The 22,229-nt window shown below is 36.5% G+C and carries 20 protein-coding genes; 8 read left to right on the top strand and 12 right to left on the bottom strand.

The features are described from left to right. Positions 1-42: 42 nt before the first annotated feature. Together B7C41_RS00860 and B7C41_RS00855 are read right to left on the bottom strand one after the other, a co-directional pair. Positions 43-1,863, bottom strand: a complete 1,821-nt coding sequence (locus tag B7C41_RS00860; RefSeq protein ID WP_158089063.1) for a tetratricopeptide repeat-containing diguanylate cyclase — start codon at positions 1,861-1,863, stop codon at positions 43-45. A gap of 305 nt (positions 1,864-2,168) precedes the next feature. Next, positions 2,169-2,474, bottom strand: a complete 306-nt coding sequence (locus B7C41_RS00855) for a putative signal transducing protein (RefSeq protein ID WP_085296869.1) — start codon at positions 2,472-2,474, stop codon at positions 2,169-2,171. Between the two features lie 257 nt (positions 2,475-2,731). On the opposite strand from B7C41_RS00855, the gene B7C41_RS00850 reads away from it, so the two are divergent. After that, on the top strand, positions 2,732-4,105 hold the full coding sequence (locus B7C41_RS00850; RefSeq protein ID WP_085296868.1) for a hypothetical protein: 1,374 nt from the start codon (positions 2,732-2,734) through the stop codon (positions 4,103-4,105). A gap of 8 nt (positions 4,106-4,113) precedes the next feature. On the opposite strand, the gene B7C41_RS00845 is transcribed toward B7C41_RS00850, so the two are convergent. Both B7C41_RS00845 and B7C41_RS00840 read right to left on the bottom strand, forming a co-directional pair. Beyond that, a complete protein-coding gene (locus tag B7C41_RS00845) occupies positions 4,114-5,007 on the bottom strand; it encodes an alpha/beta fold hydrolase (RefSeq protein ID WP_085296867.1) in 894 nt (297 codons plus the stop codon). A 177-nt stretch (positions 5,008-5,184) separates the two neighbouring features. Next, a complete protein-coding gene (locus tag B7C41_RS00840) occupies positions 5,185-6,021 on the bottom strand; it encodes an MBL fold metallo-hydrolase (RefSeq protein WP_085296866.1) in 837 nt (278 codons plus the stop codon). A 281-nt stretch (positions 6,022-6,302) separates the two neighbouring features. Between B7C41_RS00840 and B7C41_RS00835 the strand changes: the two genes are divergently transcribed. Together B7C41_RS00835 and B7C41_RS00830 are read left to right on the top strand one after the other, a co-directional pair. Further along, positions 6,303-6,566, top strand: coding sequence for a CBU_0592 family membrane protein (locus B7C41_RS00835; RefSeq protein WP_085296865.1), 264 nt, complete (start codon positions 6,303-6,305; stop codon positions 6,564-6,566). A 209-nt stretch (positions 6,567-6,775) separates the two neighbouring features. After that, a complete protein-coding gene (locus tag B7C41_RS00830) occupies positions 6,776-7,945 on the top strand; it encodes a hypothetical protein (protein ID WP_085297663.1) in 1,170 nt (389 codons plus the stop codon). An 85-nt stretch (positions 7,946-8,030) separates the two neighbouring features. Here the strand turns inward: B7C41_RS00830 and B7C41_RS00825 are convergent, their stop codons facing one another. After that, positions 8,031-8,261: a hypothetical protein gene (locus tag B7C41_RS00825; RefSeq protein ID WP_085296864.1), complete on the bottom strand. Its 231-nt coding sequence runs from the start codon at positions 8,259-8,261 to the stop codon at positions 8,031-8,033. A 196-nt stretch (positions 8,262-8,457) separates the two neighbouring features. Here B7C41_RS00825 and B7C41_RS00820 point away from each other — a divergent pair, with 196 nt between their 5' ends. Beyond that, positions 8,458-10,293, top strand: coding sequence for a GNAT family N-acetyltransferase (locus tag B7C41_RS00820; protein ID WP_085296863.1), 1,836 nt, complete (start codon positions 8,458-8,460; stop codon positions 10,291-10,293). A gap of 48 nt (positions 10,294-10,341) precedes the next feature. Further along, complete coding sequence (locus B7C41_RS00815; RefSeq protein ID WP_085296862.1) at positions 10,342-11,265, top strand: histone deacetylase family protein; 924 nt, start codon at positions 10,342-10,344, stop codon at positions 11,263-11,265. 83 nt (positions 11,266-11,348) lie between these two features. Here B7C41_RS00815 and B7C41_RS00810 read toward each other — a convergent pair whose 3' ends face one another. Beyond that, positions 11,349-11,645, bottom strand: a complete 297-nt coding sequence (locus B7C41_RS00810) for a DUF6172 family protein (RefSeq protein WP_085296861.1) — start codon at positions 11,643-11,645, stop codon at positions 11,349-11,351. 292 nt (positions 11,646-11,937) lie between these two features. Between B7C41_RS00810 and B7C41_RS00805 the strand changes: the two genes are divergently transcribed. Continuing rightward, positions 11,938-12,747: a transporter substrate-binding domain-containing protein gene (locus B7C41_RS00805; protein ID WP_085296860.1), complete on the top strand. Its 810-nt coding sequence runs from the start codon at positions 11,938-11,940 to the stop codon at positions 12,745-12,747. Positions 12,748-13,040: 293 nt separating this feature from the next. Here B7C41_RS00805 and hpf read toward each other — a convergent pair whose 3' ends face one another. The 4 genes from hpf to B7C41_RS00785 form a co-directional block, all read right to left on the bottom strand. Further along, positions 13,041-13,376, bottom strand: coding sequence for a ribosome hibernation-promoting factor, HPF/YfiA family (gene hpf, locus B7C41_RS00800; protein ID WP_085296859.1), 336 nt, complete (start codon positions 13,374-13,376; stop codon positions 13,041-13,043). A 145-nt stretch (positions 13,377-13,521) separates the two neighbouring features. Next, positions 13,522-14,472: a DUF808 domain-containing protein gene (locus B7C41_RS00795; RefSeq protein WP_085296858.1), complete on the bottom strand. Its 951-nt coding sequence runs from the start codon at positions 14,470-14,472 to the stop codon at positions 13,522-13,524. 73 nt (positions 14,473-14,545) lie between these two features. After that, positions 14,546-14,890 carry a YajD family HNH nuclease gene (locus B7C41_RS00790; protein WP_085297662.1) on the bottom strand — a complete coding sequence of 115 codons (345 nt, stop codon included), beginning with the start codon at positions 14,888-14,890 and terminating at the stop codon, positions 14,546-14,548. A 115-nt stretch (positions 14,891-15,005) separates the two neighbouring features. Beyond that, positions 15,006-15,920, bottom strand: coding sequence for a LysR family transcriptional regulator (locus B7C41_RS00785; RefSeq protein WP_085296857.1), 915 nt, complete (start codon positions 15,918-15,920; stop codon positions 15,006-15,008). A 120-nt stretch (positions 15,921-16,040) separates the two neighbouring features. Between B7C41_RS00785 and B7C41_RS00780 the strand changes: the two genes are divergently transcribed. Together B7C41_RS00780 and B7C41_RS00775 are read left to right on the top strand one after the other, a co-directional pair. Continuing rightward, complete coding sequence (locus B7C41_RS00780) at positions 16,041-16,760, top strand: SDR family oxidoreductase (RefSeq protein ID WP_085296856.1); 720 nt, start codon at positions 16,041-16,043, stop codon at positions 16,758-16,760. Positions 16,761-16,956: 196 nt separating this feature from the next. Next, positions 16,957-17,490 carry an Mpo1 family 2-hydroxy fatty acid dioxygenase gene (locus tag B7C41_RS00775; RefSeq protein ID WP_085296855.1) on the top strand — a complete coding sequence of 178 codons (534 nt, stop codon included), beginning with the start codon at positions 16,957-16,959 and terminating at the stop codon, positions 17,488-17,490. Positions 17,491-17,723: 233 nt separating this feature from the next. Here B7C41_RS00775 and B7C41_RS00770 read toward each other — a convergent pair whose 3' ends face one another. Continuing rightward, complete coding sequence (locus B7C41_RS00770; protein ID WP_158089062.1) at positions 17,724-19,922, bottom strand: bifunctional diguanylate cyclase/phosphodiesterase; 2,199 nt, start codon at positions 19,920-19,922, stop codon at positions 17,724-17,726. A 58-nt stretch (positions 19,923-19,980) separates the two neighbouring features. Further along, positions 19,981-21,960, bottom strand: coding sequence for a methyl-accepting chemotaxis protein (locus B7C41_RS00765; RefSeq protein ID WP_085296853.1), 1,980 nt, complete (start codon positions 21,958-21,960; stop codon positions 19,981-19,983). Positions 21,961-22,229: the final 269 nt, after the last annotated feature.

The following is a 22,229-nucleotide window of genomic DNA, read 5'->3' as shown; positions in this document are numbered from 1 at the left end:
TATCAGTTAAGAGCAGCTTTAAGCATAAGTACACCAGGTATTTTAAGAGAAATTGTTGGAGTAATTATCTTGACTTAACTCGGTAAAGTTATCGCCTAGGTAGCTATTCTTACCTCGTTTCTTTGTTGCTAGTAAAAATTCATCGGCTGCTTTTATTAAGCCATCAAAATTAAAATCTTCTGTTTTATCATGCAGAGCAAAACCAGCAGAAATCGTTACCGTAAGCGTCGTCTCATCATATTCTATTAATAAATCACTAATACTTCGCGTAATTCGCTTAGCAAGCTCTTGGATTTGTACCTGACTAACTGACTCACAAATCAAAACAAATTCATCCCCTCCCCAACGTAACAACAAATCATTTTTTCTAATTTGAGTTTTTATCGTATTGACGATAGCTTTTAGTGCTTTGTCGCCGCCTGCATGACCAAAAGTATCATTTATAAATTTAAAATCATCACAATCAATTATTACCGCTCCTAGCGACAACTCTTGATTAGTCTCACGCTCAAAACGTGACTTCACAGCGGGTAAATAGTTTTTCAAATAACTTCGACAAAACACACCGGTTAGTTCATCTTTCATCGATGAGACGATTTGTGTCTTTAGCATTCTGTGATGAACAAAAAACACAATAATAAAAAAGCAAAAAAACAATGCCAAAGCAATAATAATAAAGATAAAGACTTGTTGCTTATTTTTGTTCTTTTGACTGGTTACTTTGCTGCTAAGTAATGAATTCTCTAATTGAGCGAGCTTTTGTTGGCGTTTAATATTTTCAATGCGTTTATCCATTGTTGAAATTAAACTGACCGTGCCTTTGTCACTTGCAGCATTTTGATAATCAGCATAAGCACGCAAGAACTTTAATGAATTTTTATCATCACCTAGCTGCTGATAAATATTGCTTAGTAGATAATGTAAGGTTGCTTGTGTATTAGCATGCTGCAGTTGGCTATTATATTCTAAACTTGTTATGGCATAATCAAGCGCAATCCATAGTTGATTCGTTTTTAAATAAAGTTCCGATAGACTCAGACTAACAATTTGCAACAAACGCACATCATGGCTTGATTTAGCCCTACTTTCCGACAATTTGAACCATTTTTCAGCGACATCAAAATTACCTAATTGTTCATTAACCACACCTTTTAATCGAGGTAAATAACCATCATCGCTGTTAAACTTGGATGGGATTCTTTCAGCAACAAGGGTTAAAGCCAAAGTTTCGTTTGGATCAACATCATCGAGATTGATTCGGGCACTAATTAAGTATAATGTTGCTAAAAACTCACTGTCATAATTTTTCGTTTTACGTGCTAGCTTTAAAGCTAACTCTAAAGGCTCAATAGCTAACTCATACAAGTCGAGCTCGATATAGCTCAGTGCTAACCGATTTAATGCAACAATTTGACCTCGCTGATTAGCAGTTTCGTATGCATGTTCAGCCATTTTTTGCACATATAATATTGCCTCACTATAATCGCCACGTATAAAAAATATCCAACTAATGCTTTCAAGAGCGTCAATAAGCAAGTCATTGTTTTTAATAGTCGAGATGGTCGAGACAGCTTTATCCAAATAGTGCTTTCCTTCAAGCCAATTACCGTCATTTGTTTTTAACCTAGCAATATAGGCATAAATGGGGGCTTGCAAAAATTGATATTCTTCGTTACTCGCTTCAATCATCAGTTGGTTGACAAGATCACGATTCTTCTCAGTGTTTAAATGTTGTAAGTTTTTTAATGCTTGGTAGTTTTCTAGTGGTGTACTCGCATATGAATATGCAGGAAAAGTAAGCATTAATAGCAAAAGTATTCGTGCTGAAGATCTAGAGGGAATCATTCTAATAAAAAACATCATTGTTCTACATTCCATTGTTGTAAAAATGTTTTATTTCCAAACATGAACTCTACATGATTATCAAACAGAAGTATTCATTTTGGAATAAATTAAAGCTAGGTTTTCTGTGAAATAATGTAAAAATTAAAGTTGAATTTTACTTGTGTATTTTGTTTCGATTAATGTATTAATACTCTGATTTTTAAACATCTTTCAAGTGCTTATTTTTTACTGTTGCTATTGCGTTTCATTCTAATTTTTTCAAGTAAAAATTCATGACACCTACTATACCTCTATACTCGATATCACTATTGATAAATTAAAGGCTATTCGATATCTTCACTACATTGCCAGCATATCTCAAACGAGGCATCATTTTCCTCTAAACAATGATTACAAATCCAATCATTCATACTACGTGATTTATTAGCCTCATCAAGAGCTTCTTTTGCCCGTTCAAAATCACTATCATCAACAACCCAAACTTCTGGCCAACAATCAAAAGCAGCAACTTCACCAACCACACCTTGTACAAATTCGTTTTTTAGAAAAGTAACAATACCAACAGACTCAATAATGTTTTTGGCGTTATTGGCTAAAAAGTGATTTTCATTTGTATAAACCATTTTCATATTACTTACCTCTGGACGTTGTTCTTTATATTCAACACCTGAATTATCTTAAACGTCTACTGAAAAAATTTTATTAATTATTAAGTTAGACCGAATTAAATCAGATTAAATTCATCTAAAAACTATCAGATAAATAGCGTATAATACAATTTATGAGTTCTAAACTGATAAACTTAATATTAGTCATTACTTTTTATTCAGTCTTTTAATCAATTTAGGATTTATAAAAACAATATAATAAGGGGTACAAACTATAAGTGAATAATACTAAACTCATTCAAGACGAAAACCTTTCCCTAAAGGTTAGTTACCAGCTATTACCTAGTGACTACCAGAGACTCGATTTATATTTCTCTCTACCTGTTGAAATGGGTATTAGCCCTAAAACACTTTCTGAAGAGCAATACTTTCACAGTAGTATAAAAAGCCATAGTGCTTACTATTCTGATCAACTGCACTTACCCTTAGTACGTAGTCGCTTTATCAGTCAAACTAAAGGTGAGATAACCGATTATCGTCTAAATTTAAACTTGTTTTCTTATCAAATCCGTATCGCACTAGACACCGACATTAAGCAAACCATCAAACTTAAAGAAAGTGAAGAGTTTTACCCTCAAGCTATCGTCGTTGCAGAGCAAATTACTGGTTTATTGAAAAAATTAAGACGTTATACGCCACCAGACAAAAAGCTAAGCCCATTCTTTGAAAATGCTGATAACTACTTAAGTTGGCATGTTGAACAGTCGTTTTTGAAAATATTGTCACGAGGCCCTAAAAGTAGTGACTTTACTGCTGAGCGAAACTTTTTATTAGCCCTATGTAAAAGAGAAAGCGAATATAGAAAAACTAGCCAGTATAACTCTCAAACGACTTTAGCTGATCCTAACCGTATCACCAATAAAATGCGCTTGTTGCAGCGCTTAGTAGAGTATGGCGTGGTATTTCAAAAGGAAGTTAAAAATCTCAATACTAATTTAAAACGCTTGGTGCGCGGCACAGTGACTACCGTGATAATGACTTTTGTTATGGTACTAGTATTGAACGCTCGTGCAAACTTCACAGAAGTCACCATAGCACTTGTTGGCATGTTAGGGGTGATTTACGGCTTAAGGGAAATATTTAAAGATGATATCACTCGGATAATTTGGCGCAGTATTCAGCGGGGCTTACCAAAGTGGCGAAATATTTTCACCAATAGCGTTAATAAAAGTCGCATTGCTAGTCAAACCATTTGGCTTGAATATATTCGTAATAAAGATTTACCCACAGAAGTAGACAAACTATTCCAAACCCGTCGCCAACAAAATAAACAAGCAGCTCAGTTACTACACTTTCGCAGTGATACTAGGGTTCACGCGAAAAGTTTTTTACCTGGTTACGATGAAATACAACAACGAATTTTCTTCAATTTAACACCTTTTATTCGCTTTTTGAAAAAGGGAGAAGGCCGCTTGTACACACTCGACGGTACTAAAATAACTAAACAGGCTGTTGAACGGCGTTATCAAATAAATACCGTATTAGTGCAAACAGATAAACAACATCATCAACAGATACAACGTTTTAAAATAACCTTAAATCGTTCCACTATTATTAATATTGAAGCGATGGCAATGGATAATGATGATTAGATACTTATTTACATCGTCTGCTGTTCTAATAGCCAATTAGCCAATATAGGAAAATGATCATTAACGGTATGAGGATGGGTTAATATATTAATATGATCATAATCAACATAACTCCCAGCCTGTTTTGATAGTACAGAAAACTTTGCCCTATGGTTACCACACTCTTCAATAAAAAGTTGCACATCTTGCTGGTGACCTAAAGCATAGTCTTTGATGCCAGTGAAATGCCAGGTCGGTGGCCAAGTTAGCGTTTGTGCTGCATCAAAATAGTTAAAACCATCGGATTGATCTTGCCATTGCCCTGGTATTACCCAGGTAATACTTTCCTTTAGAGATTGCTTCGTTTCATTATCAGAGCCAAAACGAAATTTTTTCGCATCTAAATAACCACCGATTTTAGCCAACTTGGGAGCAATATAACGCCAAAATATGCCTAATTTGATATGAGCTTCGAGTGTTCTTGCAGTGACGACCCGTTTTGTGCCAAAGCAGGTTTTACTATGTATTTTATCGAGCCACTTCGGGTAGCGAGCTAAAAAGCTTGATAATAATACTCCGCCCCAAGAGTGCGCAATAAGATGAATTTTTTGAACGTTTAGCGTTTGTATCTTCTCTAAAAATAAAGGGATATCACGAGTAATTGCTTCATATTGTCCAAATGATGACTTTGCATTAATACTCGGTGTGCTTTTTCCGCGGCCACGTAAGTCAGCAACATACACATCAAAGCCTTGCTCAGCAAGAAAGCATGCTAAACCTTTACCTTTCTCTGTATAAAAAATACGACCATTTTCTATCAGGCCATGAAGCATAAAAATTGGCACTCCACTTTGCTTTTTCCAAATGTGGCGTAAATGAAGCTGATGATTGTCATCACTGATAAAAATTGATTCTTGCTGCATACACTATTATTCCCATACGATAATCTAATCTGTTTGATTAATGCCTATAAAGCCGCATAAATGGTCAGACCAGAAATAGAGTACTAACATCGAGAATAGATAACAAGTAATGAATTATGTACTTTAAAGTATATAAAACAATGTATTCACAGGATTCACAGAAATAATAAATTTAGCTTAATGTTGATGAATTTTTTTCGTTTGACTTGGCTTAGAAAAAAATAACTTTTTGCTGCTGATCAGGCGTTTTGGTACCTCGACTGGCACGTGTACACCGATATACTGCTTTGCATTGATAATGTCATCAAGAATGTCGCGTCCTTCCGCCGAAAAGAAGAACCAATAAGGTGGAAAAGCAGTATCTGTGACTTGCTGTCGCCAATGGGTCTTATAAGGTAAGTAGTGGTCATCATTTGGATCAGCATCGCCCATATGCATAACTGTTACACCATCATTAAGTGTTACTCGAAAAACTAGATTTTCAACTCCCGCTCGGCTCGGCCAACCAGCATGAGGAATACGCACTGCAGATATATGAGTGTTGCTAATTGTTTTCGACCAAGCCATATCACCATAACCCAGCGGAACAGTATGTAAACGTGGCATCAAACTTTTCTCATTCTCGCTAAACTCGCTTAATGCCATCAGCTGAACAATCGCTTGTTTTGGCGCTACAAGCTGCACTTGAGAGTGATGTTTTAAATAGTTTAGTAAATCGATAGCTGAGAAATGGTCATCATGAGCATGGCTAATAAAAACAAAGTTAATATTGTTATAAGGCGGAGTTCCTTGGAAAATTGCGTGGCTAATGTCTTTCGGCACTAATTGATAAATACCAAAGTCTTTATGAAAGAAGGGGTCAAATAGCAATTTAGTACTCTCATCTTGTACTAAAATAGCGGCATTACCCAAATAGGTAGCACTACTCGTATGGTTATCATGCGAAACCGCAACACGACTAACGAATAAAAATAGTAACGTTACCGCCAAACTAACTATACGTAATCGCTTCATTAAACCTATCCCTTTTAAATTTTTATCATTGATATGCAAACAAGCTTATAAAAGTGCTTTTTATTGTCATAGCGGATTTGGCTATCGGTAAAGTAATACGGTAAAGCTTTACCTTTTGAAAAAGCCTACATACAATAGCAGCGAAATTACCTAAATAACCATCGATAATTACTAAGTTGCGTTATTTACGGTAAGCGACAAGCTGTTTCATGGACGAAAACGATCCTACCCACGGACAGGGCCAGCATTTTGGATCACACCTCTATAGCTTGGAGTTTATCATGATCGATATTTTATTCGATATCATTGGAATGTCAGGTACTTTTTTAGTGGTTGGCGCATTTTTTTTGCTACAACTGGAAAAGTTAACACCGAAAAGTTTGGCCTATAACCTTATCAATCTAACTGGCGCGATTTTGCTGCTTATTAGTTTGTGTTACAACTTTAATTTGGCAAGTTTTGTCATTGAATTATTTTGGATTGCTGCCTCTATTATTGGTTTAGTGAAGTATTATTCTAAACCGAAACAAGCAGTAACTTCGTAACAGTTATTAGTCACTCCCCCAATGTTCAAACCCTTTGCTAAAGAAAATCAATGGCATAGGGTTTGCTGAATATTACAACACATAGCGTTCACAAAAGCACCAGTTCTTCTTTTCTTAATTAAATTACACTTTATCACTTGCGTTAGGTAATTTTACACGTATTATGCCGCCCTATTTTTATGTTTTTACCGTCGGAAAATATCAGTTTCATGAGAAAATTACTTACCTCTCCAAATGCGATGTCGCTTAGTTCTACCGAACAAACTATTTACCAAAATGCTTTATCATTTGTTGCTGATCTCAGCCTTAATTTAATGGCGGTAAAAGTTGAAAACCACCCAGAGAATTTTCTAAACTGGTGTGCAGAACTTCATCGAATTTGTGTGCATGACGTAAATCGTGAACTTTTAGAGTCAAATCAAGAAAAACCACTTAAAAAACTGCAAGAAACTTTATCTACAGGCGTTAGTGCTTGCCAATTAAAAATGGCACGTGTTATTCCTTGGCCGATGTTTGCAGGATTTTTGCAAGACTCCGCAACACTGCAAGCATTATCTGAGCGTTTAAAATTACTCGATTATGTTGCCGGAATGCACGATAAAAGCTTAGTAGAAATGATTGAAGAAGACCGCTTAGCATTCGCAGGTAAGCATACGGCTCAACATGACGTTAGTGTTTATATGTTTGATGTTGAATGGTTTGCCGGCACGCGCGGTGCAAAAACTTTTCATCAACTTTTAAAGTCACATCCTGCAACCTTTGATAGCGCACTAGCAACAATCCCGTTAGAAGGTGAAGTAACTTTAAGTCATTACGAAAATTTTGTTAGTGCTTATAAAGCCATTTTTGCTGAACACGCAAGCGATGAAAAAGCGCCACTAACCGCTGCAACACGTTTACTAGCGATGCGTAGACCAGACCAGTTTGTTGCGCTGACCAATGCTAAATTAGATATCCTTTCACAAGGCTTAGGCTTGGTGAAATTGAACAACCAAAGCTTTGGCGATTACTGGCATGAGTTAATCGCAACAATCAGAAGTACACAATGGTGGAATTGTGAAATGCCAAGTGATGAAGTTGAATTGCACCTTTGGAAAAACCGTGCAGTATTAATTGACTTATTTTTGTTTGCTGATGATTCATTAGCAGCAAGCTCAAATTACATTAGAATGCGCGACAAACCAAAGAAGATAAAAATTGGCGTAGCCAAAGCAGTTAAACGCAGTAAAGCATCAGCAGAAGCTATTGTTGACAAAGCATTTGAAGCCGATGATATTCCAGAATTTATCATTAACATGCGCAGCACCATAGTCAATAGCGTAAAAGACGGTAAAACAGTCGATCAAGCTATCACCTTAATGCGCAATATTTTTGGCTAAGTAATAACGCTTACTTTTAGGTTCTATTGAATCGGGAATTGCTATAAGCTCAACTTTGTTGGGCTTTTTTATTGCTATTTTTTATTTACTTTTTTTCAATCTGTTCACGTTTCATTAGTAAGAAAGTTAAATACATTTTTGTTGGTAGAGAGAATATCAAGCCAAAAGCAATACAGGCAGCAGAAATAACAATACCGGTCACGCCCATTGAGGCCGGTAAATCAGCATATGATAGTAAATAGTGGCCTAAAAATAATAACGAAACACCAATAACAATACATACTTTCAATAAACGTATTTGTACTATCTCCGACATAAGTCCTTCCATTTACCTGATAAAAAACTATCGCATAGTGTGCTAGTGCTGATAACAACAATGCAAGAAATACCTCTGTTTTTCAATTTATTAAACTACACCTTTAGTCTAAAGCTGCTTCAGAGTTGACTCGGATCAAAAAATAACTTATTGATTAATACATAATCAAATAAATACAGTACAAACAGAGAAATTTATGGCGTTAAAGAGAAAGGAAAAGTCAGCTATCGATTGGTCAAAATATCTCAAATCGGGTAATCGAATATTTATTGGCTCTAATGCCGCCGTGCCAAATGCACTTATTGATGACCTTATTGCCAATAGCGCCGGCTTGCACGATATTGAAGCAGTACACATTTTAACGCTGTCCGAAAATGTTTGGGCCGATGTCGAGCACAGAGATTTATTTAAGGTCAATGCCTTTTTTATCGGTGGTGAAAAAATTAGAAAGGCCATACGAGAAGGACGAGCCGATTACACGCCATCATTTTTATCAGAAATTCCCAAATTATTTAATGAAAATATTTTACCACTGGATGTTGCATTAATCATGGTCAGCCCACCTGATGAGTACGGCTATTGCTCGCTTGGTGTCAGCGTTGATATTGTTTCCGCAGCAATTAAAAAAGCAAAATATGTTATCGCGCAAATCAATCCGAACATGCCTAGAACCAATGGTCATAGCTTTGTTCATCTAAACCAAATTGATGCCCATACAACAATGAAACAGTATCTGCCTGAAGTAATTGAGCCTGAAGTTGATCAAGTCACCGAACAGATTGGTCAATATGTTGCTATGTTGGTGGAAAACGGTGCGACGATACAAATTGGTGTTGGTACTATTCCTTCTGCAGTATTACAGTATTTGGCCAACCATAAAGACTTAGGCGTGCACAGCGAAATGATCTCAGACGGTATCATTGATTTAATGTTATCTGGCGTCATTAACAATCGTAAAAAAACCTTTCATAAAGGTAAAACAGTGGTAAGTTTTTGTGTTGGTACAAGACGACTTTATAAATTTGTTGATGGTAACCCGCATGTTGAATTTTACCCGAGTGAGCATGTTAATTCGCCAGTCAATATTGCGCGTAACGAAAAAATGGTCTCAATTAATAGTGCCATCGAAGTAGACCTAACTGGGCAAGTGGTTTCAGACTCAATTGGTTACCATTTTTACAGTGGTATTGGTGGCCAAGTCGACTTTATACGTGGCTCGGCCTTGAGTAAAGGCGGTAAGCCTATTATAGCATTACCATCGACGACTAAAGACGGTAAGATATCACGTATAGTACCTCATATCACCGAAGGTGGTGGTGTTGTAACCTCTCGTGGTCATGTTTCTTATGTCGTAACCGAATATGGTATTGCCTCACTACAAGGTAAAAGCATTCGTGAACGCTCACTAGAGCTTATTCGCATTGCACACCCTAAATTTAGAGCTCAGTTGTTAAAAGACGTGCGTAAGCATTATTGGGTACCTGAATATCAAGAAAATACCCCAACCTCGGTGCCTGAGTTAGGGAAAATTGAAATCAAGCGTTTTACATTTGCTGACTCTGAATACTTCCTTCGCCCATTAGCACCGGCTGATGAACGTAAATTACAAGAGTTCTTTTACTCCCATAACAAAGAAACCTTGATGATGCGCTACAATCATCATGCGACACAAATGACGCGTGAGAAATCATGTAACTTGGTAAGTGTCAACCAACATGTTGATTTAGCCTTGTGCTTAACCGAGCGCGATCACTTAGGTGAGTCTATTCAAGCGGTTGCCCGTTATTACTACTTAGAATCCAGTAATAGTGCAGAAGTCGCTTTTGTTATCAAAGAAAGTAAACGCGGTAAAGGCATGGCAAAAGCTCTGCTTTCAGAGTTAATTGCTATTGCCAAAATTCGTGGTTTAACTCAACTGGTTGCTTGTGTCAGACGAGATAATGCACCTATGCTGAAAGTGTTTGAAAATGCGGGTTTTCTGCGAAAACCATCTGATGATTATGACGAAGTTAGCTTAGCGTATACGTTATAACACAGACTAATAGAGCACAATAAATAAGTACATTTAAAGGATATTAATATGACTGTCGGCGTTATAAGTCACCATCAATGTTTAACTCACCATATGGGTGATCATCACCCTGAAGCCCCTGCGCGTATGGCGGCAATTCAGGATCAACTTATACGTAGCGGTTTAGATTACGTAATTAGGCAATTTAATGCCAAGCCTATCGACAAGCAGTGGCTTTATTTAGCTCATGATAAAGATTACATTGACTCTATTTTTTCTAATGCCCCAGAAGAAGGGCTTTATCATCTTGACGACGACACGGTGATGAACCCTAATACACTTAATGCAGCTTTACTCTCTGCTGGTGCAGCGAAAGACGCGGTAGACCTGGTTATGTCAAAAGAGCTGTCTTCAGCATTTTGTGCCACGCGCCCGCCAGGACATCATGCAGAGCACAATAAAGGCATGGGCTTTTGCTTTTTTAATAATGTTGCCGTTGCAGCAGCTTACGCAAAGCAGCAATACAAAATGAAACGTGTTGCCATTGTCGATTTTGACGTACATCACGGTAATGGCACTGAAGATATCGTTAAAGATAAAAAAGGTTACTTATTTTGTTCAACCTACCAATACCCTTTTTATCCATTTGAAATTAAAGAAAGTACTAAGCCTCCTATCATCAATACACCACTTGATGCGACCGCAAAAAGTGCTGACTTTCGTCAGGCAATTCTTGATACTTGGCTGCCAGCATTAAATAAATTTAAACCACAAATAATTTTTATTTCAGCGGGTTTCGACGCTCATGTTGAAGACGATATGTCGCAAGTGAGTTTAGTTGATGAAGATTATCGTTGGGTGACTGATCAGCTAAAAGATATTGCTGATAAGCACGCTGACGGCAGAATAGTTTCCGTACTTGAAGGAGGCTATTCGTTAAATGCGCTTGGTAGAAGCGCTGTTGCACATATAAATGGTTTGATTGGTTATTAAAGTTATAGAATTAAAAAACCTCATGATAGTGACCATAAGCGAGGTTTTTTAATTTAATGTAGCTTAGTTATGTTAAGCACATTTTATGATTCTTTTTCTTCGAAAGTACGCACTGCTGGTTTTACTAATATTTCAAGGTAAAACGAAGTCAAGCCATCCGCAGCAAGAATATCGACTTGCTTATTAATCGTTGCCACATGGATAACATCAGCAGTTTGCGCAGACGCTCCAATTTTACAATCAAAATCCCAATAATCAGCATCTTCTGGCAATGTTTTATTGCGTTCACGCTTTAGGTATTTTTTAACTTCGTGTTTCACCGCTTCAACCATTCTTTCAATTTTAATTTTAGGGTGTGTTAACTCGAATGTTTTTTTCATGGGATTCCTTGAGGATTTTAAAAGTAACGCTTCAACTATCTTTTACGCAGAATAAAGCTAATACGCTATTTTACGAGAACAAGCCACCAATAGCCATTATTTCGTCCTATCTAAGTAACATTAGCAATAATCAGTTAATTTAAAGGAATATTAAAACACTAGTACTTTTATCGTCGAGCACAAATAGACAGCTTTGCTACTATACATAAAGTTAACGTCATAAATGAACACAATAGCAATTACACATATCTAGATTATAGTTAGTCTATCAAGTACCAACAAAAATGCGTATATGAATAGATATGCTTTTTTCTATCAAATGTTATTCGTTGTATTATTGTTTTTTCCGACTTTCTGTCTTGGAAAAAACGTAACCATTTGCTATGAAAATAAACATAATGCTCCTTTTGTTTTTAGCCCAAATGATGCTGAACATGACCCTAAAGGTCTAGCAATCAACATCATCCGTTCAGCTGCAAAAAAAGCAAATTTACCGATCCAGTTTATTAGTCGCCCTTGGTTACGCTGCCAACAAATGGTAAAAAACAACCAAGCTCAAGCCCTATTCGCCATGATAAAAACACCAGAACGAACACCTTTATTTAAATTTCCAACGAATAAGGATCACGCATTAATGACAGCAGACTATGGCTTATTCATTAAAAAAGACGGCATATTGGATAACAAAGACACGTTAGCTGATATAACATCTGTAGACAATCGCCTAGATGTTAGAAAATATAAAAAATATTTAAAGTTTGGTCTAAGTGGGCCAATAGGCTATGTTGTAAATGATATTTTACTTAAACAAAAAATATTATCTAATTTTGAATATACCGTAAACACCGGACTAGTTGCAGTAGCCGAAAATAGACTTGATGGCTATGTGATTTCCAAAATGGTCGGTCTTAATAAAATTAACGAACATGGCCTATCAAACTCAATATATTGGAGTAATATCATACTAACTTCAAATGAATGGTATATCCCTTTCAACAATGAATATTATCAACAACACGAAAAACAAATTGAAAAATTCTGGTTTGAAATAGGCCATGTTAAGACAAAAGAAATTGAACGCTATTTTTCAGAGTTCGATTAGCTATCTATTCAAACTAAATTAACTCGATAATTGTCACCTTGGAATGTTCAATTTACTTAAGAGTGGGTAGTCTGTTGCAAGTTCTTTGTGGAGCTTCTAATTTACCCCCTAAAGGCTTAGTTAAAACCCCTCTATCAATAAACAGATAAAATACATTCGCACGCCTATACTTTCAAGCAGTCACTGTTTAGCCATTTTCGCCCCTATACGACAGTGGTATGCCAGTAGCACTAAACGTAAAAAAGGCCGTTAAACGGCCTTTTTCTACTTGAAACAATAACTAAAAATTTACATTAACTGTTTTCGAATGCGTTTGATTGCTCTACTTCATATTTTTGTTTCTGTTTAGCTAACAGTACACCTTTACGATGCGATAATGCTGCTTCTAGTTTACTCGCTGCACTAGCAATTGCGGCATATAACTCTTTGTCTGCTGCGTTTACTGAAACGGTTGCACCTTCATAGGTTGTGGAAACTTCAAGTTTTTGTTGGTTTGGCTCTACGGTAATGATGACATCTAGTGTCATTAGGCTAGGGAAATGTTTGGCAACTTTTGCAAATTTATTTTCAACTGACTGATTAATACCTTCAGTGATTTCAACGTGATGACCGGAAATGATTATTTTCATATTGCTACCTTTTTTGTTGTCTTCAATTATATACTCAGGGCGTAGGCAACAAAAAACAATAGCAAAAGTGTAAAAATTTTAATTAATTTACTTGTTAACTGAAAACATTGTTTTAAATCAACGAGTGCATAGTTTTTCTTGCCGGTTACTCAATCCTGGCTTGCTTGTTTTTTAGGCTCGATACCGCACTAACGAATAACAACACTAAACCACCAGCAATAATGCCAATTACACCATCAAGTAGGATTGGTAAAATGCTGTCAGACATACCACCAATATATTGATGTGCCCAATGTTCCAGCTGATGAAATTTATCACTCAGCCATGAAAAACTATGAACAATAATGCCACCACCAACAAGGAACATCGCAATAGTTCCGACAATCGTCAATAATTTCATTAAAAACGGAGCAAACATTAACAGTCCACGACCTGCCGCACGTTGTAATGCATTGAAGTTACCTGAAACAGACTTTCTCAGTAAGTAGAGCCCTAAGTCATCAAGCTTAACTATTGCCGCCACTAGGCCGTAAACACCGACTGTAATGGCAATAGCTAAAGCAGATACCACCATCACTTGGGTTTCAAAAGCAGCCTCTTTCACTGACCCCAGCACAATAACCACAATTTCAGCAGAAAGAATAAAGTCGGTACGAATAGCGCCTTTAATTTTCTCTTTCTCTAACGCAACAATATCAATACTTTCATCTGCCACCGCGTTCAGTGTTTTCTGTCGCTCTTCGGCAATAACCTCTTTGCTATGCAGCAATTTATGAAAAACTTTCTCAAATCCTTCAAAGCAAAGAAATAGACCACCTATCACAAGCAATACGGTAATTAGTGGTGGCGCAAAGGCGCTGATTAGTAATGCCGCAGGCACTAAAATGAGTTTATTAAGAAAAGAGCCTTTTGCTACAGCCCATATTACTGGTAATTCCCTGTCAGCTTTTACCCCAGAAACTTGCTCAGCATTAAGTGCTAAATCATCACCTAATACCCCTGCTGTTTTTTTTACAGCAACTTTTGATAATACGGCAACGTCATCTAAAACGACGGCAATATCATCAATCAAAGTCAATAAACTCGCACCTGCCACATTCAACTCCTTTTTATTTTATATCCTGCTTTTATATTCTGCGTATCACTGCATACATGTTGTCACTAAAATGCTACTTTTTTAGCATCGACTTTAGGTCAGCGAATGGATTATAAGTTGCAGTGTCTTGATTGCTATCGCCAGCCTTCACTTCGGTTTGGTAGCTCGCATGGTCGGTGTATTTTGCATGTTCGTTGTCATGACAATAAATGCATAATAATTCCCAGTTACTGCCGTCATTAGGATTATTAGTATGATCATGATCGATATGATGAACCGTTAGTTCTTTAATATTAGAATATTCAAATGCACGAGCACAACGGCCACAAACCCATGGATATAGTTTTAATGCTCGGTCACGATAACCTTTTTCTTGGCTTTTATAATTGGCGCTAGTACCAAATCTATCAGATGACATAAAAGTAACTTTTTCAATAAATAATCCCTGCATTGTATGAGCTAGCCAAGATGACTTCAATATTTATGCCGATAATTATCTTAACGTACGATATAGCCAGTAATAGTTTTCATTATTACAGTTCAATATATTGCGTGAATTTTTCCTTAATAAAATCAACCAGTGTTTTTAAGCGAATCGGTTGAAATTTATCTTTCGCGTAAACTAAATATAAAGGTGTTGAACTAACGTGCCACTCTTCAAACACCTCAAGTAATGCTCCTGTTTTAAGGTGTTGTTGGCAATATAAACTTGGTACTCGAATAACACCGTTACCTGCTAATGCACTGGTCAGCATGGTACGGCCATTTTTACATTGTATTTGCCCGGTAACATTTACATCACACTGCTTGTTAACATCGAGCCTATGATAAAAATGCCATTGCTTTACCGACCCCGTGATACAAGCATGTTCAAGTAAGTCTTGTGGATGAGATAGCTTACCTGCTCGTAATAAGTATTCAGGGCTAGCCACTGTACTTACTGCTATGTCCATTAATTTTCGCGCAACTAAGTTTGAGTCAGGTAAATCCCCCATCCTAAATACCAAATCAAACTCGCCTGAAATTAAATCAACACGCTGGCTACTAAAATCTAAGGTAATTGAAATATTTGGGTGCAGCTTAATAAAGTCATTAACCAAAGCACTGACAACATTTTCACCGATGAAACCGCCAACACAGTTTATTTTTATTTGCCCTTGAATACTGTCACTACTATCAAGCACCTTTTCCACCGCACTGTCTATTTCATCTAACGCTCTAAAGCACTTATCAAAAAACAACTTACCTTGCTCAGTTAAACGTTGGCTGCGAGTGGTGCGAATAATAAGTTTCACCCCAAGTGCTTGTTCTAAACTTAGCAACTGCTTAGAAACATGTGAGCGCGAACAATTTAATTGTTCAGCGGCAAGCGTAAAGTTTTTTGCTTTTGCAATAACGACAAAGGCTCTAACGTCTGCCAAATTAACCTGATTATCAACTCTTTTCATTTCTACACACTTTAGGCTTCATATGGAAACAATGATATTACATTGAAGCCATATATCAACAAACGGCTTTGTTTTATTATTTATCACAATTCACCAACATTGACGAAAGAGAAAATTCAAATGAAAAAATTAATTGTTGTTACGGGCGCAAGTTCAGGTATCGGTAAAGCCATTGCACAGCACTTTAGCGCTTTAGGTCACCCATTATTATTAGTTGCTCGACGTGTTGAAAATTTAGTGGCAATGAACTTACCCAACACCTTATGTGAAAAAGTTGATGTTACTGACAAAGCAAGTTTTGACGCTGCAGTCACAAAAGCCGAAGCACAATACGGCCCGGTGGATTGTTTGGTCAATAACGCAGGTGTGATGTTACTTGGTCAAATTGATGATCAAGCAGCGAGTGAATTTAAAACCATGTTTGATGTGAATGTATTAGGTTTATTAAACGGTATGCAAGCCGTGCTAGCGCCGATGAAAGCAAGAAGTACAGGCACTATTATCAACATTAGCTCTATTGCCGGACGTAAAACATTTGGCGCACATGCCGCTTATTGTGGAACAAAATTCGCGGTACATGCCATTACTGAAAATGTACGTGAAGAAGTTGCTGACAGTAATGTACGTCTCATCACTATTGCACCTGGCGCAGTTGAAACAGAATTATTATCACATACCACTTCTGAAGATATTAAAGCTGGGTACGAGTCATGGAAAGACAGCATGGGCGGTGTGATCAGTGCTGACGATATTGCTGGTACCATCACTTTTGCTTATAGCCAACCGCAACATGTTTGTATTCGTGAGATTGTTATCGCTGCAACACGTCAACAACCTTAAATTTTCAGAGACCTCAAAGTAAATGATTGTTATTTGTGCACCAAACAGCGTTTGTTTGATGCACAAGTAAATCAAACACAATCAATCTACCTTCAAAAAGTTAAAGTTTAACCGATTAGTTATCTTCTGGTCCGCTCTCTTTACTTCAATGACATTAATTGCCATTATATTTACATAATAATAATGAGGAACTGTCATGAAAACAGTCGAAGAACAACTATCAAACTATAAAAGTGTACACTTTAACAAAACTAATATTAAAACCCATTTCATCGGTATACCGCTTATTGTTTGGGCCATTACCGTTTTATTAAGTTTAAATACCTTCACAATCGATGTTTCAGGCAACTTGTTAACTTACACGCCTGCCATGGTGTTATTCGCTATTGCCCTACTCTACTACCTTAAATTACACCTTAAATTGGGACTTGGCATGCTGCTATATATAATTGCCAATATATATCTTGCTAGCTTGATTTCGACAATAGAAAGCGCACTTTGGATAGCCATACTTGTCTTTGTTTTAGGTTGGATCATTCAATTTATTGGTCACATTTATGAAAAAGCAAAACCTGCATTCTTCGACGATATTATGGGCTTAGTCATTGGACCATTATTTCTAATGGCGGAAATTTATTTTGCCTTTGGTTGGGAAAAAAAATTGCACGATGACATTACCCCAATGGCGATAGAGAAGCGCCGCACTATTGAAAGAAATAAAGCTCAGTAAGCATAAAGAAATGAGAAGCGTACTGCCAAATCTAAAAGAATGATTAGTTTAATCCTTTAAGTTTAACAGCTCAATTCACTGGCTATTATGCCTAAGGACTAGACTTATTGATTTTTGTTTATATTTTCAGCAACAAAGCGGTTTTAATACAAGTAAAGTAGAATACATGAGGTATGGTTGTGCCAAACAATGAAACTCTAATACCGCTAGCATTAAAAACTAGCAATGGAGTTTTAAGCATTCACAGCGATATAATCTTCTAACTCTTTTGCTGGTAGCGGCTTTGAGTACAAATACCCTTGAATTTTACTGCACCCCAGAGCCAACAAAACTTCAGCTTCTCCTTGCCTTTCAACTCCCTCTGCCAAAACTTCTAGGCCTAAATTATTGGCCATCGCTATAATAGTTTTCACTAACACCGCACTTTTTTCTTTTTTGTCTAAATCAACGACAAACGTTCGATCCATTTTTAATTTATGCAATGGCATTGAGTTTAAATACTCAAGTGAAGAGTAGCCAGTACCGAAATCATCAATGGCGATTGAAAAACCTTGATGATTCAATTTATTCAATATTTCTATACTCGTTTTGGGGTCTTTTAATAAGGACGTTTCTGTAATTTCAAATTCAATTTGACTTGGTTTGATATTAAAATAATTTATATTGACTAGAATATTATCATAAAAATTATTTGCTAGAAGTTGCTGAGGCGAAATATTAATGCTCACCGAAGGAACGTTAATACCGAGCTTATTCCACTTGGCTACCTGACGAAAAACTTGACGAATAATGTTATCGCCAAGCGAGTTCATTAAGCCATTGGACTCAGCAATAGGGATAAATTCAGCCGGGGATACCATCCGATTTAGCGAATTTGAATACCAACGGACCAAAGATTCAACAGCAAACAACTTATCGGTTAAAACATCAACTTGTGGTTGGTATACCATGCTAAATTCTGCAGCCCTTAACCCCTTTTTCATCGCGTTGTGAATTCGCTGCGCATCACTAAACTCTTGGTTAATTTGTGCAGTAAAAATACTATAATTATTACAGTTTTGTCGACTTATACCACTTAAAGCAGAGAAGGCATTGTCAATCAATGTCTCAATATTTCCACCATGCTCAGGATAATCACTAGCCCCGATTCTAAAGTTACAATATATTTCACTCCCCGCAATCTCATAACGCTCTGCTAACGCCTCTGATAACAGATCTAGTAGGTCATTACTTTCTGAATCATTCTGTTGGTAATAAGCGATATAACGACTCTCAGAAAAGTTACCTAATAAAGCAGAAGTGGTCAATTGTGCTTGTATTCGATCTTTTATTTTATTTTGTAATAAGCTGACGTATGCAGTTGAATATGAAGCCGTAATACGATTAAAATTCTCCATATTTATAATCAGTAAGCGTCCATGAATTCCTGGCAATAGAAACTGCTGTTTAACTTGTTGTTTGAAGTGTTTTTTACTAGGTAACTGAGTAACATTATCTAATTCAAGATAATCAAAAAGTGGCGCTAATATATGACGATTCGATAAGTACAAAGCAATAAGTACAAGAATAAAGATAAATAAAAATTTACTTAACAGTTCAAATGTTTCTCGAAATATTTCTTTAGAAATGAACTTTTTCGGCGTAGCAAAAACAACATTACCAGCATAGCCTTCAATCGTTTGAGTAATATGAAACACATAGTCTGCCGACTCTATTCTTGGCAGAAGAGCTTTATCTGTATGCGCTATAAATTTTTTTCTAGTATCTTCTTGCCAAATAGCATCAATATTTTGCCGTTCCGGTAGCACTACCTCTCCATTTTGATCGACAAGAAACACCGAACCCACTATATTGCTATCAACATTATTCAATACTGACAATATATAGTCGAATGTTACATGCGCAGATGCTAAACCAACAAACTCCCCATTTTGTATTATTGGCGATGTAACTGCTAGCCAAGCTTGTTTATTACTTTCAATACTAATATAGGGTTGACCAAGTATTGCTTTGCAAGCTGTTTTACCAGCTTTATACCAACCACGCTCTCTAACATCATAACCAGGAGGGGCTTGCCAATCATTAATGTTATAGTAGCCTGTACTATCTAAAATATAACCTAAATACTGTAAACCAGCAGGATTAGGGTGCAATGCTAAGTATTCATTATATTTTGTTCTTTTTGCTAAGCTAACATTTGAGCTTTCAAGATGTAATGCAAAGTGCTCAACTTGATCGACAGTTACTTTCACCCACTGTGTTAATTCTGTTAGCACAAAACTAGCTTTTAGTTGAATGTCTTTTTGAATAGCAGTTTCAGAGCTTTTTTTTACATGATGATATGCAACAATTGTCGATGCTAAAAGTCCAAAGAGTAATAAAGCAACAAAACTTACAACTAAAATATTTTTATTACTGCAATGTACTTTCAACTTCACAACCTAAAGTAAGCAAGAAAAATAAGAACGCAAAACAAGGCTACCAAGCGCTCTAAATTTTAAATTGATTAGCTAAATCTTGCATAGTGGTGGCTAAGTAGGCTTGTTCTTTTGCTGTTGTAGAAATTTGTAAAGCTCCGGCGGTAGTTTCTGTAGACTTTTGCTCAATATTAACAATATTGTGAGCTACATCCTGTGTTACCACTGACTGCTCTTCAATTGCCGTAGCCACTTGTTCTGTCATTGAAAATATTTGACCGATGGCATTGGTTATATCTTCTAATGTATGCTCAACATTTTTTGAGTTATCTACTGCAGCATTGGCCTTTTTCTGGCTTTCTTCAATAACATGATGAGCAGCGTTAGCATCAGCTTGTAGAGTGCCAATAAAGGTTTCAATTTCTAATGTCGATTGTTGTGTTCTTTGTGCCAGAGTCCTGACCTCATCAGCCACAACAGCAAAGCCTCGCCCCTGCTCCCCTGCTCTCGCCGCTTCAATAGCTGCATTTAGTGCCAACAAGTTTGTTTGCTCCGCAACAGACTTTATAACATCAACAACTTTTGTAATGTCACCGCTGCTCTTATGCAAATTATTAATCTGTTGGGCAAGGCTATCAATATCTTTAGATAAAACTTCTATTGAATTATAAGAAACCTGCACAACATCAAGACCATTTTTAGCTTGACTATCAGCTTCTCTTGCCGAGTCAGCTGTCAACTGCGTATTGCTCGCAACTTCTTTTACCGTAGAAGACAACTCTTCAACAGCTGCGGCTATTACACCAATACTTTCTTGTTGTTCGGTTAATGTTCCAGAGCTATATTCACAAGTGGTTGAAGTTTCTTCCGATGCCGCAGCAAGTGTCAGACTTGAACTCGAAATCTCACTAATAGTTTTTGAGAACTGAGCTAAGGTTAGGTTGAGAGCGTTAGATATATGCCCCAATTCACTCTCGCCTAACAGTGTAGCCCGAACAGTTAAATCGTTTTCGTCTCTCACCAAGCCTAATATATGAGTTAGTTCATTCACACGTGAGGTTAAATCCCGAACCGAAACCACAGTAATAAATAAAACTAATATCAATAAAAATGCTGTGCCTATGATATCAACCAATAGAATATTAAACGCAGCTTTATATTTATCTTCAGCAAGCGCAAGTAAATCTTCAGCTACTTTATTCTCAACTTTTTTTAGTTGACCAATTCGTTGTGTTGATTGCTCAAACCAATGGACAGCATCAACATCAAAACCTGATGTTTTACTTTCAGCTATACCACGTAAACGTATTACTTCCTTTACAGAAGAGTGAGACATCTGCTCTTGATAATAACTTATATTTTCAGGCGTCGAAAAAGCTAAAAAATTACTCATATAGGTGCTTTGCTGTGTTACTAAAGACACAAATTTAACAAAGACACCCTTGGTATATTCATTTAAAGCAAATGTATTACTCATAACCGCACGTTCAATACCCGCACGCTCTTTACCTTGTAAAAAGTTATAGTATGCAACAGTTTGCTTAGCTATTGTGGCATCAGTACTCAGTTCAGTAATCAATGTTGATACCGACAGTAATTTGGCATTCAAATTAGTATAATAACCTATCGCTTTTGCCGCTTCTATTTCAAAGTTATTCACTTGTTGGCGTATAGAGGTCAATTTATTAAGTTCAGAACTTACCTCTTGATTTAAATTTACAATAGCTGTTTGGTCAAAGTCATTTTCAATTAAAAATGCATCACGATTAGATTTTTTACTATCTGTAGCAAGACGTTGCTGCTTTATCTCTGAGGTAAATTTTTTCCCTTTAGAGCCAATATATCCTGCTGTGGCTCCGCGTTCTTTTTGTAACTCATGCACAAGATCGCTGTATGTTATCGACAATTGCGTGAGTTGAGATAAGCGTTCCATTTCATTATTAACGCTATAATTTTGTTTTACTGCCAAAATGCTTAACCCTAAAAAACCCAATAATGGCAATGCTAATAAAATGAATATTTTATTTTTAAATGAGACATCAGAAAACTTCATAGCTATCCTTTTCACTGAGTAATTTTAGCTTATTTTAAAAGCTAACGGCACAAGAGGCACAAATTATAGGTAGACGACCGGCTGCTTCGCCAGCAAGGCGAAAATATTACCACATCTACTCAAGTTTGATTTATGATGTAAATCAATTATGTCAAAGAAACTAAAATGATAATAACAATCATTTTTATAAAAAGTATCTTTAACTTTCTATAAGTTACTAGTCTAGATGCAATTTTTTTAAATTAACAAATTTATAATTGAAAAAGTAT

The sequence above is a fragment of the Cognaticolwellia mytili genome (assembly GCF_002104475.1).
Classification (GTDB): domain Bacteria; phylum Pseudomonadota; class Gammaproteobacteria; order Enterobacterales; family Alteromonadaceae; genus Cognaticolwellia; species Cognaticolwellia mytili.
The sequence above is the reverse complement of the archived record's forward strand: the minus strand, read 5'-3'. Positions and strand labels throughout refer to the sequence as shown.

Bases quoted from the DNA above. Each gene is read 5' to 3' on its own strand.
- B7C41_RS00860 (WP_158089063.1), bottom strand. From the start codon at position 1,863: ATGATGTTTTTTATTAGAATGATTCCCTCTAGATCTTCAGCACGAATA.
- B7C41_RS00855 (WP_085296869.1), bottom strand. From the start codon at position 2,474: ATGAAAATGGTTTATACAAATGAAAATCACTTTTTAGCCAATAACGCC.
- B7C41_RS00845 (WP_085296867.1), bottom strand. From the start codon at position 5,007: ATGCAGCAAGAATCAATTTTTATCAGTGATGACAATCATCAGCTTCAT.
- B7C41_RS00840 (WP_085296866.1), bottom strand. From the start codon at position 6,021: ATGAAGCGATTACGTATAGTTAGTTTGGCGGTAACGTTACTATTTTTA.
- B7C41_RS00835 (WP_085296865.1), top strand. From the start codon at position 6,303: ATGATCGATATTTTATTCGATATCATTGGAATGTCAGGTACTTTTTTA.
- B7C41_RS00830 (WP_085297663.1), top strand. From the start codon at position 6,776: ATGAGAAAATTACTTACCTCTCCAAATGCGATGTCGCTTAGTTCTACC.
- B7C41_RS00825 (WP_085296864.1), bottom strand. From the start codon at position 8,261: ATGTCGGAGATAGTACAAATACGTTTATTGAAAGTATGTATTGTTATT.
- B7C41_RS00820 (WP_085296863.1), top strand. From the start codon at position 8,458: ATGGCGTTAAAGAGAAAGGAAAAGTCAGCTATCGATTGGTCAAAATAT.
- B7C41_RS00815 (WP_085296862.1), top strand. From the start codon at position 10,342: ATGACTGTCGGCGTTATAAGTCACCATCAATGTTTAACTCACCATATG.
- B7C41_RS00810 (WP_085296861.1), bottom strand. From the start codon at position 11,645: ATGAAAAAAACATTCGAGTTAACACACCCTAAAATTAAAATTGAAAGA.
- B7C41_RS00805 (WP_085296860.1), top strand. From the start codon at position 11,938: ATGAATAGATATGCTTTTTTCTATCAAATGTTATTCGTTGTATTATTG.
- hpf (WP_085296859.1), bottom strand. From the start codon at position 13,376: ATGAAAATAATCATTTCCGGTCATCACGTTGAAATCACTGAAGGTATT.
- B7C41_RS00790 (WP_085297662.1), bottom strand. From the start codon at position 14,890: ATGTCATCTGATAGATTTGGTACTAGCGCCAATTATAAAAGCCAAGAA.
- B7C41_RS00785 (WP_085296857.1), bottom strand. From the start codon at position 15,920: ATGAAAAGAGTTGATAATCAGGTTAATTTGGCAGACGTTAGAGCCTTT.
- B7C41_RS00780 (WP_085296856.1), top strand. From the start codon at position 16,041: ATGAAAAAATTAATTGTTGTTACGGGCGCAAGTTCAGGTATCGGTAAA.
- B7C41_RS00775 (WP_085296855.1), top strand. From the start codon at position 16,957: ATGAAAACAGTCGAAGAACAACTATCAAACTATAAAAGTGTACACTTT.
- B7C41_RS00765 (WP_085296853.1), bottom strand. From the start codon at position 21,960: ATGAAGTTTTCTGATGTCTCATTTAAAAATAAAATATTCATTTTATTA.